General features: G+C 59.9%; 2 protein-coding genes. One reads left to right on the top strand and one right to left on the bottom strand.

The genetic code is table 11. From position 1 onward, the window contains the following. Positions 1-200, top strand: a 200-nt coding sequence (locus E5X34_RS32580) for a hypothetical protein (RefSeq protein WP_206516867.1), incomplete at its 5' end; no start/stop codon positions are given. A 368-nt stretch (positions 201-568) separates the two neighbouring features. Here E5X34_RS32580 and E5X34_RS32575 read toward each other — a convergent pair. Then, positions 569-1,002, bottom strand: a 434-nt coding sequence (locus E5X34_RS32575; RefSeq protein WP_292573320.1) for a pyridoxal-phosphate dependent enzyme, incomplete at its 5' end; no start/stop codon positions are given.

Below are 1,002 nucleotides of genomic sequence, written 5' to 3'. Positions count from 1 at the left end.
TCTCTTTTGTCGCGGAATATTTTCCAGTCAAAATCGGACACGGTCTCGAGGGCATCGCTCCCTCTGGCTTGCTTCAGCGAAGCTCTCACCGTGTTGCCGCACATCAAGCTGCAACGGAGGTGCCAATTCCCTCAGCTCCGGTAAGCGGCGGGAAATGCTTTGAAATTCTCCACGAGGCCAAATGCGGCCGATTGTCGTGAACCCGACATGTCTTCTGCCGCTGTCGGGTTTCGCCCTATCACTCTTGAGAGCTTGGACGGCTCGCCTGTGATTAGACTGGCCTCGGCCCTCGAGCAGTGGCAGTTTGGCGCCAGTTCGAAAGCGCGAACTCGCCGGCTTGGTCCTCGTGCCGCCACCGCCGCGTGTGGATTCTTGCCCCGGAGTCAAAATTCGCCTCGCGGTTGCCAACGGCGGCATGCGCTCAATGCGCGTGGCGTTGAGCACCGACAGCACGTAATGGTACCAATTAGTGGATGCCCGTCGCTGCCTCCACTTCTCCAGCCAAGCGCTCGAACGACGCTACCTACCCACGTTCGAGCGCGACCGCGGAATCGCAGACTGCCGAACGTCAGCCGTTGCGAAAGGTGTAGCCGTACCCGTTGATCGCCGGTGCGCCGCCTAGATGTGCGTAGAGGACCCTCGATCCCTGTGGAAAGAAGCCCCTCTGGACGAGGTCGATCATCCCTTGCATCGATTTGCCCTCGTAAACGGGGTCCGTAATCATGCCCTCGAGCCGCGCGCACAAACGGATTGCCTCTTTGGTTTCCTCCGATGGAACGCCATAACCCGGGTACGCGTAGTCCATGAACAACACCACGTCTGCCTCGACAATTTCCGCTCCGAGGTGGACGAGCTTCGCTGTATTTTGGGCGATGCCAAGCACCTGCGCCTTGGTCTTGGCGGGCATGGCGGAGGCATCGATACCGATCACGTTGCGCTGTCGACCATCCTTGGCGAACCCGACGAGCATGCCGCCGTGGGTTGAACCAGTCACCGTACAGA

This window comes from Mesorhizobium sp. (genome assembly GCF_004963255.1).
Taxonomy (GTDB): domain Bacteria; phylum Pseudomonadota; class Alphaproteobacteria; order Rhizobiales; family Rhizobiaceae; genus Mesorhizobium.
This window is presented reverse-complemented; position numbering and strand designations above follow the sequence as displayed.